This is a genomic window from Atribacterota bacterium (assembly GCA_039638595.1).
Lineage (GTDB): Bacteria > Atribacterota > Atribacteria > Atribacterales > Caldatribacteriaceae > Profundicultor > Profundicultor thermophilus.
This window is the reverse complement of record JBDIWM010000017.1, coordinates 1-14,778: the sequence shown is the minus strand read 5'-3', so window position 1 is coordinate 14,778 and position 14,778 is coordinate 1. Positions and strand designations below refer to the sequence as shown.

Annotated in this window: 18 protein-coding genes and 1 tRNA gene; 15 read left to right on the top strand and 4 right to left on the bottom strand. The window is 50.4% G+C overall.

The window, feature by feature from the left end; genetic code table 11:
• The 3 genes from ABDK92_05525 to ABDK92_05515 form a co-directional block, all read left to right on the top strand.
• Window positions 1-383, top strand: a 383-nt coding sequence (locus ABDK92_05525) for a protein phosphatase 2C domain-containing protein (protein MEN3186084.1), incomplete at its 5' end; no start/stop codon positions are given.
• The gene (locus ABDK92_05520) at window positions 380-1,756 is read left to right on the top strand and encodes a lipopolysaccharide kinase InaA family protein (GenBank protein ID MEN3186083.1); all 1,377 of its coding nucleotides are present in this window, start codon (window positions 380-382) and stop codon (window positions 1,754-1,756) included. The genes ABDK92_05525 and ABDK92_05520, both read left to right, overlap by 4 nt.
• Window positions 1,737-2,762: a right-handed parallel beta-helix repeat-containing protein gene (locus tag ABDK92_05515; protein ID MEN3186082.1), complete on the top strand. Its 1,026-nt coding sequence runs from the start codon at window positions 1,737-1,739 to the stop codon at window positions 2,760-2,762. Before ABDK92_05520 ends, ABDK92_05515 begins: the two co-directional genes overlap by 20 nt.
• Window positions 2,763-2,807: 45 nt before the next feature.
• Here the strand turns inward: ABDK92_05515 and ABDK92_05510 are convergent, their stop codons facing one another.
• Window positions 2,808-3,062, bottom strand: coding sequence for a hypothetical protein (locus ABDK92_05510; protein ID MEN3186081.1), 255 nt, complete (start codon window positions 3,060-3,062; stop codon window positions 2,808-2,810).
• 110 nt (window positions 3,063-3,172) lie between these two features.
• Entirely contained in the window at window positions 3,173-3,727 is a 555-nt protein-coding gene (locus ABDK92_05505; GenBank protein ID MEN3186080.1) for a hypothetical protein, read from the bottom strand.
• A gap of 155 nt (window positions 3,728-3,882) precedes the next feature.
• On the opposite strand from ABDK92_05505, the gene ABDK92_05500 reads away from it, so the two are divergent.
• The 9 genes from ABDK92_05500 (at window position 3,883) to ABDK92_05460 (ending at window position 11,176) form a co-directional block, all read left to right on the top strand.
• Window positions 3,883-3,957: transfer RNA gene (locus tag ABDK92_05500), tRNA-Thr, on the top strand.
• Between the two features lie 96 nt (window positions 3,958-4,053).
• A complete protein-coding gene (locus ABDK92_05495; GenBank protein ID MEN3186079.1) occupies window positions 4,054-4,323 on the top strand; it encodes a hypothetical protein in 270 nt (89 codons plus the stop codon).
• Window positions 4,324-4,617: 294 nt separating this feature from the next.
• Window positions 4,618-5,364 (top strand): FadR/GntR family transcriptional regulator, encoded by a 747-nt coding sequence (locus ABDK92_05490; protein MEN3186078.1) that lies wholly within the window; start codon window positions 4,618-4,620, stop codon window positions 5,362-5,364.
• Window positions 5,321-6,199, top strand: coding sequence for a dihydrodipicolinate synthase family protein (locus ABDK92_05485; GenBank protein MEN3186077.1), 879 nt, complete (start codon window positions 5,321-5,323; stop codon window positions 6,197-6,199). The genes ABDK92_05490 and ABDK92_05485 overlap by 44 nt, the downstream gene beginning before the upstream one ends.
• 102 nt (window positions 6,200-6,301) lie before the next feature.
• Entirely contained in the window at window positions 6,302-7,579 is a 1,278-nt protein-coding gene (locus tag ABDK92_05480; GenBank protein ID MEN3186076.1) for an extracellular solute-binding protein, read from the top strand.
• A gap of 57 nt (window positions 7,580-7,636) precedes the next feature.
• Window positions 7,637-8,515: a sugar ABC transporter permease gene (locus tag ABDK92_05475; protein ID MEN3186075.1), complete on the top strand. Its 879-nt coding sequence runs from the start codon at window positions 7,637-7,639 to the stop codon at window positions 8,513-8,515.
• An 11-nt stretch (window positions 8,516-8,526) separates the two neighbouring features.
• Complete coding sequence (locus tag ABDK92_05470; GenBank protein MEN3186074.1) at window positions 8,527-9,363, top strand: carbohydrate ABC transporter permease; 837 nt, start codon at window positions 8,527-8,529, stop codon at window positions 9,361-9,363.
• On the top strand, window positions 9,363-10,484 hold the full coding sequence (locus ABDK92_05465; protein ID MEN3186073.1) for a glycoside hydrolase family 88 protein: 1,122 nt from the start codon (window positions 9,363-9,365) through the stop codon (window positions 10,482-10,484). The genes ABDK92_05470 and ABDK92_05465 overlap by 1 nt, the downstream gene beginning before the upstream one ends.
• Window positions 10,485-10,519: 35 nt before the next feature.
• On the top strand, window positions 10,520-11,176 hold the full coding sequence (locus ABDK92_05460) for a hypothetical protein (protein ID MEN3186072.1): 657 nt from the start codon (window positions 10,520-10,522) through the stop codon (window positions 11,174-11,176).
• A 22-nt stretch (window positions 11,177-11,198) separates the two neighbouring features.
• Here ABDK92_05460 and ABDK92_05455 read toward each other — a convergent pair whose 3' ends face one another.
• Window positions 11,199-11,753: a manganese efflux pump MntP family protein gene (locus ABDK92_05455; protein MEN3186071.1), complete on the bottom strand. Its 555-nt coding sequence runs from the start codon at window positions 11,751-11,753 to the stop codon at window positions 11,199-11,201.
• 73 nt (window positions 11,754-11,826) lie between these two features.
• Window positions 11,827-12,711, bottom strand: coding sequence for an acetamidase/formamidase family protein (locus ABDK92_05450; GenBank protein MEN3186070.1), 885 nt, complete (start codon window positions 12,709-12,711; stop codon window positions 11,827-11,829).
• A 251-nt stretch (window positions 12,712-12,962) separates the two neighbouring features.
• Here ABDK92_05450 and ABDK92_05445 point away from each other — a divergent pair, with 251 nt between their 5' ends.
• Genes ABDK92_05445 through ABDK92_05435 form a run of 3 tightly spaced genes read left to right on the top strand, consistent with a single transcriptional unit; the run spans window position 12,963 to window position 14,584 of the window.
• On the top strand, window positions 12,963-13,277 hold the full coding sequence (locus tag ABDK92_05445; GenBank protein MEN3186069.1) for a DUF134 domain-containing protein: 315 nt from the start codon (window positions 12,963-12,965) through the stop codon (window positions 13,275-13,277).
• A 15-nt stretch (window positions 13,278-13,292) separates the two neighbouring features.
• The gene (locus ABDK92_05440) at window positions 13,293-14,345 is read left to right on the top strand and encodes a permease (GenBank protein MEN3186068.1); all 1,053 of its coding nucleotides are present in this window, start codon (window positions 13,293-13,295) and stop codon (window positions 14,343-14,345) included.
• Between the two features lie 5 nt (window positions 14,346-14,350).
• Window positions 14,351-14,584 carry a thioredoxin family protein gene (locus ABDK92_05435; GenBank protein ID MEN3186067.1) on the top strand — a complete coding sequence of 78 codons (234 nt, stop codon included), beginning with the start codon at window positions 14,351-14,353 and terminating at the stop codon, window positions 14,582-14,584.
• Window positions 14,585-14,778: the final 194 nt, after the last annotated feature.

Sequence of the window (14,778 nt, the reverse complement as noted above, 5' to 3'; positions counted from 1 at the left end):
GGGGTGTGGCGTTCCAAATTGGTGACGGGCTGATTCTCGCGGTTTATGAAGACGAAAGTCAACCCCTGGTTGAGGTGAGCGATTTTGAGGTTGGTGAGACAGCGGTGCTGACCCAGTGGAATTGGAAAGAGTGGTTACGATGGCGGTTTTTCCCATGGGAAGAGTCTCTTAGGGCAATTTTTCTCATGACCGATGGTGTGGCTGATGATTGCCTCTATACGCCGCCTGAGGATACCCTGCAGCGCTTTGGACAGGATCTCGTGCGGGAACTCAAGGGGGTATTGGATGAGGAAGCCGCTGCTCGGAAGTTCCTCTACTGGCTCAGTGAGTATAAGGCTCCTTCGAGTTTTGACGACCGCACACTCCTTGCGCTCTACCGATGAAAGTCGAAACGCTTTCTCCTTTCCCGGATATTCCTAAACGGCTTGAGATTGAAGGTCCAGTGTTTGCCGGTGGAGAGGGAGAGGTGTATTTTAGTCGATGTGGTGAGTTTGTGGTGAAAATCTACCACGACCAGGTTCTCCCTCGGGATAAAGAGGACATGCTTCGCCGGGTCCTTTTTCTGGGTAAAAACCTGGGGGAAGGGAGTACGCTTCTTTGCTGGCCACTGGCACTGGTGCGGGAACTGGAGGGGAAAAGAAAAGTTGGTGTGGTGACCAAGAAGGTTCCCCGTCCTCCTTTTCGGGAACTGGCTGACTTTATTTTTAGCCCCAGAGAATTTAAGAAAGCTGTGGAGGGAAAAGCCAACTGGCTCCAGTACCTTCAGGTAGCCCATGCTATTGCCAGAACGGTAGCCATTCTCCATGGCAAAGGGTGTGCCCATGCAGACCTCCATTTTAAAAATTTTCTCGTTGATATCCGGACTGGTCGGTCGGTGCTCATTGACCTTGATGGTCTGGTGGTTCCTGGTTTTTTGCCACCCCAGGTTGCCGGCATGATGCCCTTTATGGCTCCTGAGATTCTCATCCAGCGTGTTTCGCCCAGCCAGAAAACGGATCGTCATAGCCTGGCGGTGCTCATTTTCCATACCCTCCTTTTCCGTAACCCCTTACAGCCGCTTATTTGTTACGACTCTGAAGACCAGGAACGAGACGAAAAGCTGGGTTGGGGCGAAAAAGCGCTTTTCAGCGAACATCCTTTTGATTTCCGCCATCGTCCTCGTTCGCTGGGGATACCGCTTTTCCAAAAAGGCGCTCTGAGTTATACCATCCTTACCCCACCACTGCAAGCTCTGGTTGAACGCAGCTTTATTGAAGGACTGTTTGACCCAGAAAAAAGGCCGCTTTCGCGTGAGTGGGAAAGGACCCTTTTTGACTCCTTTTTTTCGCTCTGGCGATGTTCTCGTTGTTCCCAGTATTTTTTTTACCCCTACTGGCGTCACTTCTCTTTGCGCCGTTGCCCATTCTGTGGGAAAACAATTGTGTCACCTTATCCCTTGGTGGGGATGGTGTATGAGCCAAAAAATGGCCAAGTCGCAGTGCAAAAGAAGCAGGTGGTTCTGGGACATGGTTTTCAGGTAGTGGGGAAAATGTTTGACGAACGGAGCAAAGAGGTTTTTGGGGAAATCCGTTTCCTGGATTCAAAGCGAGCCTATGTTTTCCGAAATTTTGTTCCTGGTGGGGTGATGGCGTTTATGCCTTCGTCTTTTGGTCAGCGCCTTGAAGAGGGGCAAGAAGTGGTTCTTTTCCCTGGCGTGGTTTTTGACTTTGGGGGATGGTATTTGGAGGTTCTGGAAGATGGACGTTCCTTTTCGTGACCGGGCGAGGATTTTGCTTGAGGTTACTTCGGAAGAACCCATCATCCTTGACGGTCCCTCCGAAGGTATTTTGCGTTCTTTCCCCCCATTTCTTGAGCTTGAAGACCACCTGGTGGACACCTGGATTTTCCGGATAAAAGGATTATCCCAGGACAAGATTCTCTTTGGTGCGGTGCGGTTTCGTCGTCATCGAGAGTCGCTTTCCATGGAAGTCGGTGTCAAGAAAAAGCCTTCTGCCTTTTCTGCCGCGGAACGGTCGGTTTTCTTTCCCGAAAACGTTTCGTCCCTTTCCTCATTTTCTGGGGAAGCTCTGCTGCACCCCGGTGAGTACGACTTTCCCCAGGGAGGGTATTGCTCCGGTACCATTCGCCTTTTCGGGGAAAAGGGTTCCACGATTTTTTCGGGAATGAAAGAAGTGATTCGGATTGAGAATGCTCAGGATGCCCACTTTTCTGGTTTAACCTTCCTCCACCGGGGAACCAGGAAAGCCAACGTTGTGGTGGTTCTCGGGGGAAAGGTTACGTTCGAATACTGCACCTTTTCGGGAGGTATCCAGGAGAAACTGACCTGGATGGGTAACGGTCTGGTGGTTGCCCGGGGGGCAGAGGTGGTTCTCCGCCACTGTGTTTTCCTGGACAATCAGGGTTCCGGAGTGGTTGTAGAAAAGGGAAGCCGCCTTACCGTGGAAGATTCGCTCTTTTGTCGTAATGGTAAAGAGGGTTTGAGCCTCCGGGAAAATTCTGCCACCTGGGTTTGCCGCTCGACGTTTCAGGAAAACGCCTGGGGGGCGTGTCTTCTACCAGGAAGTCAGGGAGAGTTCGACGCCAATCGCTTTGAGGCCAACCATCTGGGTGGTGTTCTGGTCTCTCGAAAAAGCAGTATCGCTTTCTGGGCGAATACCGTTTGCAAACATCCGGTTGGAGCAGTCTTGGCTCCAGACAGTGTCACCTTCTGGGAAGAAAACGTTTTTACCGAAAACCAGCGGAACGTCCTCGAAGAGAGATAGAAGGGCCAAAACGCTGATTCCTTTTCATGCTTGGGGTAAACCGCATCAGATTTGTTTGATTCCTGTAAGTGCATGCCAGAGGTCGAAAAAGAGTAAAAATCCTCCCTGAATGAGAATCGCAAGACCAAAGCCCCGGTTTACGTCGGTTCTCTGTAGGAAGAGCACAGCGCCCGCGATCAAGTATCCTATATCGAGCCAGGCGTTAAAGAGCAAAATCCTCCTTATATTTCCCTCTGGACCCCTTCCCCTTAAAGCAAGTAGGCCAATCGCACCATCCACCATGCCCCAAACCCCGTTCATGAAGAAGAAACTTCTCCAGAACTGGTGGGCGGTGACGAGAAAAAGACCAAAGAGCCCTGCTCCCATGGACCCCACAGCCCAAAGGAGGAGTTTTGTACCGATTTTTTCCGCTATTCCCGGCATTGGTTAAATTTAGGGATGGCCTGCCAGCCCTCCGGGCTTCCTCCCGGTACTTCCCGTCCATTGATGGACAGAAGGTAGAAGCCTGCTGCGTCTGTCCCTTCCACAACAAGGTAAACTCGTCCGGGTGAGATTCGGCGACGTAATTCCGGTCCTTTGAACGCCCGAAGTCCATGCCCTCGAAAAGGACGCCATGTCCCCTCTATCTTTTGTGCTCCCATTCCCTCAGGAAGGAAAGGTAGGCTATTGCCTTCAATATTTTCCCCTACCAGCCAGAGCTTCGGTCGAAAAGTTTCCCCACATCCTTCACCCACAAAAAGGGACACCTGCAAGAGGGATTCCGTGGTCATTTCCACCAGGAAAAAGTCTCTTTCTCCGCTTCTGAGCTGACCAAAAATCGCTTGGGACACTGAAGGGTCTGCAATTCGGTAAGCCCTTTCCATGGTCGAAGACCCCGGATTCCAGAACGGCTGGTGAGCAAACACCGGAAAAGCGAAATGCAGAGTTGCGGCGAAAACCATTAGCATGAGGAACGCTTTTACCATACTGTACCATCTCCTTCCTCAAGGAGAAAAAACCCGATTCCTACCGCAGATATTTCCCATTCGACCACCGTTTTTTGCGATGTTCCTTTACCCGAGGGAACCAGAAAAAAAGCCCTCTTGCCCTTCCGGCCTTATTCTGTTACAATTTCCCTTGAGCCGGTGTAGCTCAATGGCAGAGCAGCGGAATCGTAATCCGCAGGTTGTCCGTTCAAGTCGGATCGCCGGCTCCAGGGTTTTGGAAAGCTTCTTTCACAAGACTCTGCGGGAATTCCCCTATTTCTTCCTGATTCTACCGGTCCAGAATGGATTTTCTATAGGTAGAAAAAGTGGGGAGAATCGTTCACCTCAAGCACGAGAAAACTGTTAAGGCACTTCTTGAGCTCTTCCTCTTTGAGAAGAAAGCCGAAGGGAGAGTTTCGCGGACTGTCCGGGATTGTAGGAAACACTTCACAAGCTTTTTCCAGAAGTTTCCCTTTGCTTTGAACACAGAAGAAACGCTCTGGAAACCAGTCCTGGCCTACTTTGTTGAAAAGATGAAGCCGGCAACCTTTAACTTCCGTCGGGTGTATCTTAGATTTTCTTTGCTTTCTTTGTAAGAGAGGAAGTCATTGCGAAAAATCTTGTTGAGTGCCCCAGCAAGAGTGATGGAGACAGAGCTGGTATTGTAGAATACGTGTCTCCACCGTTTTGTAAGAAACCTGTAAGGTGAATAACCGTTACTTTCCTGTCCTAATTGGTTTTCCTCTTTGGATAAAGCGACTGTAGGTTTCTTCCCCTTGGGAGTGTAAATGAGAGTTAAGGGTTGACAAATTTTGTTTTCTTCTCTATTGTTTATGTTATAATATTATGTATGAAAATATTATAATAATATGAAAAGGTCTGCGAAAGCCATGAACTTGAAAGTGGAAAGCCGCTATGTGGCCGTTCAGGAGGCAATTAAGAATTACATCATTGAGAAAAAACTACGCCCGGGGGATCGTTTGCCTACTGAGCATGATCTGACCAAACAGCTGGGGGTAAGTCGGACGTCCTTGCGGGAGGCCTTGAAAGCTTTACAGGCGTTGGGGATTGTGGACATGAAGCCTGGGGGAGGAACGGTTGTACGGGAGCTTAACTTTGATGCCATTTTTAAGAACCTACTCTATAGCCTGCTTTTTGATAGTACTGAGCTTCTGGAAGTCCTGCGGGTTCGGGAAGCGCTGGAGTTTTATTTTCTTGAAGAGGTGATAAGGAAAATCGACGTAGAGGGACTGCAGACTCTTGAGGGTATTCTGGTGCGGATGGAAAAGAAAGCCAGGCAGGGGGAACTTTTTGAGGAGGAGGACGCTGCGTTTCATCGGGCGCTGTTTGCCCCGGTGGAAAATGGTCTTCTTTTGCGCTTGCTGGATATTTTCTGGGAGGCGTTGCATCGTTTACGGGAACCGATCGAAGTGGAGCGGGATCCCGTGGGTTCTTCAAGACGACACCGGAGAGTTTTTGAGGCAATCGTCAGGCGCGATGTGGAGGAGGCGAGGGCAAGACTTGGGGAGCATTTTATCAGTATCCGGGAACGGGTAGAAAAAGCGGTAAATCTGAAGGAAAGGAAGGGTAACGATGGCGTTCTGGGGAGTGATCGTACCGCTCATAACTCCGCTTAATCCTGATGAAACGGTGGATGTAGGAAGCTTGCGGGAATGCGTGCGTTGGGTGCTGCAAGCCGGGGTTCATGGGATCCTGGCGGGGGGTTCCATGGGGGAGTATCCAAGCCTTGAGGAAAAGGAAAAGGAAAAAGTTTTTGAAACAATTTGTGGAGAAGCCGCCGGTCGGGCAGTGGTTCTTTTGAACATCAGCGATACAGGGGAGAAACGGGTGTTGGAGAACCTCAGGCGAGTGAGGGATTTGTCCGCTGATGCTTATGTTCTGACGCCACCATATTATTTTGTGTATAACTCCCTGGAGCTTGAGAGCTTTTTCTTCCGGGTGGCCGATAGCACTAAGAAACCCCTTTTTGTCTATAACATTCCCGAGTTTGTTGGAAATGCGCTTTCGGGAGATGATGTCCTTGCTCTTTCCCGGCATCCTAACATTGTGGGACTCAAGGACAGTAGTGGTAATTTTGCTGAGCTTACTTCCTTGCTTCTGGAAAAACCGGACGCTTTTTATGTCTTTCAGGGATATACAGAGATGAGTTTTCCCAGTCTCATCATGGGATGTTGCGGCCTCATTTCCGGTCTTTCTAATGTGGTTCCAGAATGGTTCGTCAAGCTTTTTTCCCTGGTGAGGGAGGGGAAGTGGACGGAAGCAAAAGTCTTGCAACAGACCATCAACCGGGTAAACCGGGTTTTGGTCCGGCATGGTTTTCTTCCGGCGGTAAAGTATACGTTGAGCCTTCGACGGTTGTGTGCTTCTCAGGCGACTAGTCCTTTTGGGGAAGTATCGCCGGAAGGGAAAGAGGAAATCGCGGCGGTACTCCAGAAGTATGGGGTTATCTGAGAAGGGAGGTGGAGGAAGATCGGTTTTTTAGGCGGGATGGAACTTTTGGCAGGATAGGTGTAAAAAATGGGTAAAACGAATGGAGAGAGGAGGTCAGAAACTGTGAGGCGGGTGCTTTTACTTGGTTTTTTGAGCGTAGTTGTGGTGTTTCTCGTGGGCAGCGCCTTGGGCGCCCAGGAGAAGGTGACTCTGCGCTTTGTCTATTCCGGGACATCCGAGCCGGAAAAAGCCTGGTCGGCAGAATACAAGAAGGATCTTGAAGCGCGTCATCCCAATGTTAGCATCGAGTACATGTACATCCCTTGGGCGGAGCAGGAGAAAAAAATCGCTGTGATGACTCAGGCGGGGGACTATCCTGATCTCATCCAGGTACAGGATGTGACCACCCTTTCAGCGATGGGGGTGCTAGAGTCTCTTGATAGCTACATCGATAATCCCAACTCTCGGGTGAAGCGGACCGATTTCTATCCAGCAGCCTTCGAGTATTCTATCATCAACGGGACTCTCTATTCTGTGCCGGCCCATATGACAGTGTATGGGCTCATCGTGAATACGGAGATGCTTGCCAAAGCTGGATTCAGCAAGGACGACTTGAAAACATGGGATGATCTTTTACGGCTTGCTCAGGCTGTTACCAAAGATGAGATCTATGCCTACGGCTATGCTGCAGGTTTGCCCCGTTTTGCTTGGCGGGATGCCATGATTGCCGGTTACAGCAACGGAGTGATCATGGCTGACACGACCCCCGAGGGGAAAGAGCGGTATCTCGAGGTATTGAGCTGGTATGAGACGCTGCGTCCTTATATTCCTCCAGCTGCGGTAACTTGGTCGTACCCCGATATGTTCCGAGCGTTCTGTCAGGAGCAGGTGACCATGATTGCTGCCGGTTCCTTCTTTACTGCTAACGTGTACTCCATTGACCCTGGTATCGTCCCTAAATCTCGGGCAATCGTCTATCCTAAGGGGCCATCGATGGAGCGCTCCAGCGCTATGGTGGCTAACGCCGGTTGGGCGGTGTTTTCCGGTAGCAGGAACAAGGAAGCAGCTTGGTTTGTGATCGAAGATTTGTCTCAGAGAGAGATTCTCTCCAAGGAAGCGGCAGTAGTAGGGCTTCCGGCGCGAAGCGACATCACTCTCGACGCCTTTGCTGAGCTGGCGGGAGTGTATTACCCGGATATCAAAGAGGCTAACAAGCAGATCATCGAGGACTGGCTCTCGATTGCGCGGGATTTCGGCAAACCTCAGGCCAAGATTCTCCGCCAGGGAGAGATGGAGGTGAAATTCCAGGAAAAAATGTACGCCCTTTTGACCGGAGCTTTGGATGTTGCGTCTTTCTATGAACAAATCGTGGCCGATATCGAAGAGATTCGAAGAAAGTAACCTTCTGACTTTACTCTGGGATGGGTCCGGACCCATCCCAGGAAAGGAGTATGCAGGTTGAAGCTTTCATCGGCAAAAGTGGCATATCTTTTTCTTCTGCCCACCCTGGTGTACCTCGTGGGGTTTCAGACCTACCCGCTTCTTGAGAATATCCGGCTGGGCTTTACCGATCTCTCCCTTATCGGAAGAAAGGAAGTCGCCTATGTGGGTCTTGAAAACTATTGGTACTTCCTGATGGTGGATCGTTCCTTCTGGCCCGTCGTCTGGAACACCCTCCTTTGGGTTTTTGGTTCGGTACTTTTCCAATTTGCTCTGGGGATTCCGTCGGCGCTGGTTTTGAATGCCCGAATCCGCGCTCGGGGTCTGTGGCGTGGCTTGGTTCTTGTTCCCTGGGTGATGCCCGTGGTGGTGGTGAGCATCGTCTGGAAGTGGATTTTCGACGGACAATGGGGTATTCTTAATTTTGTCATGCGAGAACTTCAAGTGATCTCGCGGAACATCATTTGGCTGGGTAATCCCCAGAAAGTATGGCTAGTCTTGCTTTTGGCCAGCGCCTGGAAGGGGTTCCCCTATATTGTCCTCATGATGCTCGCTGGTCTTCAGGGGATTGATAAAGAAGTGTACGAGGCGGCCCGAGTGGATGGGGCGGTGGGGTTTCGATTCTTTCGCTCAATCACCTTGCCCCTTCTCCAACCCACCATTTTTGTAAGCGGTCTTGTGGCCATCGTCACCACCTGGACGAAGTTTGAACTTATCTGGGCGCTCACCGAGGGGGGGCCGGGCAATGCCACGAGTACCCTGGCCGTCTATATCTATCGTAACTCCTTCATGTTCTACGATATGGGGAAGGGATCCGCACTGGCGGTCATGTCCACGGTGATCGTGCTTTTTATTTCTCTTTTCTATGTCCGGGCTGTCCGTCAGAGCAATGTTTAGGAGGTGAGAGAATGCGCCGGTTTCGTTCCATGGGATTGCCCTATGTGGCGCTGGCCTTGATCATGGTTTTTACCCTGTTCCCCTTTTTCTGGCTGGTTTTCAACAGTTTTAAACCCTCTCGGGAGATTTTTACTGCTCGTCCGACCCTGCGTATCCAGAACCCCACCTTGGAAAACTACCAATGGGCCTTGGGTCCCAAAGGGGCGAACCTGGGACGCTACCTGGTAAACAGCATCGTGGCTGCGGCCTTGGCGGCGTTGATGACCGTTGCCTTTGCCACCACCGGAGGGTACGCTCTAGGGCGATTCTTCTTTCCGGGTCGAGAAAGTATCGCCATCTTTTTGATCCTTTCCCAGATGTTCCAGGGGCCGCTCATCATGGTGCCCTGGTATAAAATGGCCTCCAGTTTGGGAATCATCAATACCCGTCTGGTGCTCGTTCTCATCTACGGTACAGCTACCATTCCCACTTGTGCATGGCTCATGAGCGGTTTTTACAGCGCCGTTCCCAAAGATTTGGAGGAGGCGGCCATGATCGATGGCTGTTCCCCGTTTATGGCCTTCTTTAGGGTTATTCTGCCGCTTGTGCTCCCGGGTATTGTGGCCACCGGCCTCTATTCCTTTATCATTTCCTGGAACGACTACCAATACGCTCTCATCTTGACCACTTCCGATTTTGCCAAGACCGTCCAGGTAGGCCTGGCTGAACTCATGGGGTTTTTCGGAAAGACGAGCTGGGGAGGCATTATGGCCAGTGGTGTTTTGAGCTCTTTGCCGGTGGTGATTCTCTTTGTAGTCGTCCAACGGTATCTTGTGGAAGGGTTAACCAGTGGGGCGGTGAAAAGCTGATGGAAGAAAAGGCACTTTTGATGGCTCTGGCGAAGGTAGAACTAAATTGTTCTCGTTGGACCGATGGGTTTCCTCATGTGAGTGTACACGGCCGCTACCCAGTGCTTTCTAACCAAGAGTGGACTGCAGGATTCTGGACGGGAATTTTGTGGCTTTCCTTTCTGGTTTCCGGAGAACGTCGGTTCGTGGAGGTGGTGCAGGGGCTCCTTCCTTCCTTTGCGGAGCGTTTATTCCAAGGCATCCACACCGACACCCACGATCTAGGATTTCTATACCTCCTTTCCTGTGTGCCTGATGGGGAACTTTTAGGGAGGGGGATTTATCGGGAGGTGGCTTTGCAGGCGGCGGAGGTGCTTTCCCAACGCTTTCACCGCCAGGGAAAGTATATCCAGGCTTTTGGGAAAGTTCCGCCGGAAAAGGAAGCCCTTACCATTATCGATTCACTGATGAACCTTCCTCTCCTTTACTGGGCAGCCGGGAGTGCGGAGAAGGGGAAGTACGTCCATATTGCTGCCGAGCATGCCAAAACTCTCGCTGCAGTTCTCGTGCGAGAAGATGGCTCCACCTATCAGGCCTGTCGCTTTCGTTACCCTGAGGGAGAGTTGTTATGGAGGGGGACCATGCAAGGGTATAAGGATTGGTCTTGCTGGAGCCGGGGTCAGGCTTGGGCTATTTATGGGTTCACCCTGAGCTACCGGTATACCGGTGAAGCGGTTTTTCTTGAGAAGGCCCTGAGGGCGAGCCAGTATTTTCTCGAGCATCTTCCCCCGGATCGGGTGGCCTGCTGGGACTTGCTTTTTCGAGATGACCCAGAACCCCGGGATTCTTCAGCGGCGGCGATTGCAGCAAGTGGCTTGTTGGAGCTTGCTTTGGTGCTAGAAAAAGAAAGGCAAGAGGATGCTTCCCTTTTCCGAAAAGAGGCGGAACTCATCCTGAGAGCACTTATCGAGCGGTATGCTTCGTTTGAAGACGACTGTGATGGGCTTTTGCGTCATGCCACGTATCATCTTCCCAAGGGATGGGGTATTGACGAATGTTGTATCTGGGGAGACTACTTTTATTTGGAAAGCCTCTTGAAAGTAACGGGAAAGTATCCCTCTTTATGGTACTACCTTCGATGATGGATTGGTATAATTTTGGGAAAGGAGGGATGATAATGTTCCAAAAGGTGGGTATTGTGGTGCTTTTGTGGTTCTTTCTTTTTTCTCCTGTCCTGGCTCAGAGTTTTGATGGCGAAGCGTCGCTCTCTTTTTTGCCCTTTACTGAGGAAGCCGAGTCGATTCTGGAATCCGACCAGGGTGCGGCCGGTGGTATTACCTTTTACTACCTTCCCCTAAAGCGCCTGGTGGTGGGGTATCGGGTGAACATCGTGGAGCCACCAGCGAATTCGGTTTCTCCGGCATACTGGACTCGGGATTCCCGCTACCAGTACCCGGTCTACTTTGCTGATTACCAGGCGCAGTATGTTCCAGATTCCAGGAATATCCAGTACGTTCAGGTCAGTCCCCAGAGTTTGACGCTCAAAGGGCTTCTCCCAGGAAAGTCCTACCATGTTGTAGTAACACCTCTTTGTATCTGGCCTAAATCTCCCCAAAATCTTGATGAAAGGGCAAAACCGTTCTGGTACTGCTGGCTTCCGGCAAAAACCTTTGGTTGGGTTTACCAGGATGGGTCAGATTGGGGTCTGGTGATGGCTTCTGGTCCGGGAGGAGAGAAAAAGCGTGGCTACTTTGAGGTAAACCAGGTGGTTTTTGAAGGGACGGTGCAAGCTAAGAAACCCTCTTCTCCAGGTGGAAAGTACGAACCGATGTAGGTTTTTTGAGAGAAAAGTGAATTTACAGATTGGTAAGAAATACCCTGATGCCCACCAGCCACAGGGCTACTCCACCGATGATTTCGGGTTTGGTGATGATACTCCTGCGGAGACGATGTCCGAGGGAGATACCAAGATAGGTCATGGTGCTGGCGGTAAGACCGATGATAAAGGCGGGAAAAAAGATTTTTCGGGCAAAAAGAGCAAAAGAAAAGCCCACGGCTAAAGCGTCGAGGCTGGTGGCAAGGGAGGCGAGAATAAGGGGTAGTCCTCGACTGAGATTGGGAAAATCAGCATCGTTGTCACGGGTGAACGATTCCCAGATCATTTTAGTGCCCAGAAAACCCAGAATAGCTAAGATAAGCCAGTGGTCGAAGGAGTCCACTACGGCACTGACCCGGATTCCGGCAAAAAACCCCAAAAGTGGCATGAAGAACTGGAAAAGACCAAAAGAAAAGGCAAGGCGCAGACGTTCCCCAAGGAGGCAGACCTTGCGACACATGCCAAAGGCCACGGCTACGGAGAAGGCGTCAAGTGCAAGGCTTACGGCAATAACTCCAATTTCCAATCCGCCCATGGTTCTTTCCCTTTCAATAGTGTTCTCATTATACGCTGCATCCTGAATTTGTGAAGTGGTCCCCACCAAAAAATCAAAGACGCACTGGAAAGACTCCTTTGGGGATCTCGATTTTCACCGTAAAGAGGGGGTCGACAAGTTGTGAGACCCGAAAATGAGAGCTAACGCTCATGAGGAAATAGAGTTTTTCGGCTTTCCATCCGGTAACCTTTTGCAGGAATTCCAGGCACTCTTTTGCCCCTTCTTGGAAAGCGTCTTCGAGACTTGGAGCGCTGTAGAGAAAGAAGAAACGTTCTGGTGCTTCCACGAGGGGTGTGTTGAGGCCAAAACGGTTTTCGATGACGTCCAGCCGAACCAGCACCCGTGCTGCCACCTCCACACCGGCACCACAGATTTCGCCATCTCCCATGAGGGCATGCACATCTCCCAGAGCAAAGAGCGCTCCGTCCTGGTAAATGGGTAGATACAGTATATTCCCCGGATGAATTTCCCGGGTGTCGAGATTTCCTCCGTGGCGACCAGGGGCTCTAGTGGAAATAGAACCCTTTTCTGGGGCGACTCCGATGACACCGATCATGGGGTCGATGGGAAGCGAAATCCCGTCAACGTGGCAAAAACCGGCTTTGATGGGTACCATCTGGAAAAAGTAACGGCGAAATGTGGAACGGAGGATGCCAATCCCAGGATGTGTGGAAATAATTCCTGGTGAAGAACAGGCGATATCCAAGATTGCTACTCGAAGGAGCTGTCCTTTTCGAGTTCCTTTGACCACGACTGGTCCAGTTGCAGGGTTGGTTCTTGTGAGATCAAGGTGGGAGAGATCATCCTGTTCACTTTTAATTTGTCCTCCGAAGCAATCAAGAGTTTCAAAAATGCATTCCTCACCCGGATAGCACTCAGCGATTGCAGGACTATCCGCTGAGAATTCATAAATGGAGTTTTGGGATAGAATGTGCACAGGAATACCTCCTTTCAGGAGTAGTGTATGCCATTTTGGTCCAGGATGAAAGAGTTGTCTATGGATTGGCACGTGGGTTTTATTGAGCCGGATTGGTCCTTTCCAGAAGGCAGGATGGGGTAAAAAATGACCCGCAAACTTGACTTGATGCGATGGTGGGTACCATTCTTTATAGAGTTGGAAAAATATTTTCTTTCTTTTCCTTGTTACTATGGACATATGTCCGTAATATATAGGGGAGGTGAGATGAATTGGTTCGACCTTGCTGTCCAAGAAGGGTGAATTGGTTTCCAGTTTGCCTTTATTTTCAGCCCGCCGAACCATTTCTTCCCCAGGGAGAGTTGACGCTTACTCTGGATGAACTGGGAGCGTTGCGCTTAGCAGATTTTGAGGGTTTGTACCAGGAAGACGCAGCGAAGCAGATAGGGGTTTCTCGTTCTACTTTTGCCCGAATATTGGGTGCAGCGCGGCGCAAAGTCGTGGAGGCGCTCATTATGGGGAAAATCGTCCGTATTCAAGGAGGGATGGTAGCCCACGAGGCGGAAAAAGTTTTGAACAATCGATGAAAGGAGAGAGAAACCGTGTTTTGGGAAATCATGGTCGGGGGATTACTGGCCCTCAAGGATTACGTGGCTACACATGTTTTGACCTGTCTTGTGCCGGCGTTTTTGTTAGCAGGCGGAATCGTTGCCTTCGTAAACCGGGAAGTGGTGCTGGACTACCTGGGAGAAAAGGCGGGGAAATTGAAGTCCTTTACTCTGGCCAGCGCTTCCAGCTTCTTTCTGGCGGCCTGTTCCTGTACGGTAATTCCGGTGAGTAGTGGTCTCTACTACGGTGGGGCTGGGATTGGAGCGGCGTTCATCATCCTCTGGGTGGCGCCAGCGGCTAATATTCTGGCGCTTTCCTACACCGGAAGCCTTCTTGGAGGAAACATGGTGGCTGCTCGGGTGGCAGCAGCCCTCCTTATGGCTTTTGTAGTGGGTGGGGTCATGAACTTTGCGTTCCGGAATGAAAGACGAGAAGGATTCGCTACAGGTCAGCAGAGAGAATCGAAAAAAGTCATTGACCGAGGAGAACTTCTCTTGCTCTTTTTGGTTCTCCTATCGTTACTTTTACCCAACTACCTTGTCCGAAGTGGAGCATACATCTATAAAGTTTTGGTCTGGGGTGCGATGACGGTTGTTGTTGCCCTGTATGCTTGGAAAACCGTTGCTTCGGAACGCATTCGGGAGTGGATCAGGGAAACCTTCTTTTTTGTGCGGATGATTTTTCCTTTACTTTTAGGAGGCGTCTTTGTGGTAGGAGTCATCGGGAAAATCCTTCCGGAGCGATGGATTGAGACCTGGTTGGGTGGTAATGGCGTGTTGGCTTCTTTCTTGGCTACCATTATTGGATCAATCAGTTATTTTGCTACCATGACGGAGGCTCCCTTTGTTAAGGAATTGATGCGTTTGGGGATGGGGAAAGGTCCAGCGCTGGCCCTTCTTTTGACCGGTCCGGGTTTGAGTTTGCCGAATTGGCTCGCTATTGGTCGAGTGTTTGGCTTTAAAAAGGCACTGATTTACGTTCCCACCATTATGGTTTTAGGAACATTTGTAGGATGGTTCTTTGGAAATTTCATTTTGGGGAGGTAAGAGCGATGGAAATTCAGGTGGTTGGAGCGGGTTGTCCAAAATGTCGGATGGTTGAAGCCAATGTGAAGAAGGCTTGTGAAGAATTGAATCTTGAAGCCGAGGTCTCTCATGTTTATGACATGAGGGAGTTTCTCAAGCTTGGAGTGCGAATCACCCCAGCGGTGCTCGTCGATGGAAAGGTCGTGGTGGCGGGAAAAGTTCCCACGGTGGAGGAGTTGAAAAATCTTCTTCGGGGATGACGGCGTGGCGTGTTACTGGAAAAAATCGAATAGGTGGTGAAGAGTGCTTCCTTTTAATGAGAAATAAAAAAAATTTTTTAAAATTTCCTTAATACCCCCTTGACAATTTTTTCTCCTTCTTGTATTCTATACTTACCACGGGTTCTGGGAAACTGGAATTCGGAGAGTGAAACGAAGAAGAGAGGTATCTTGAA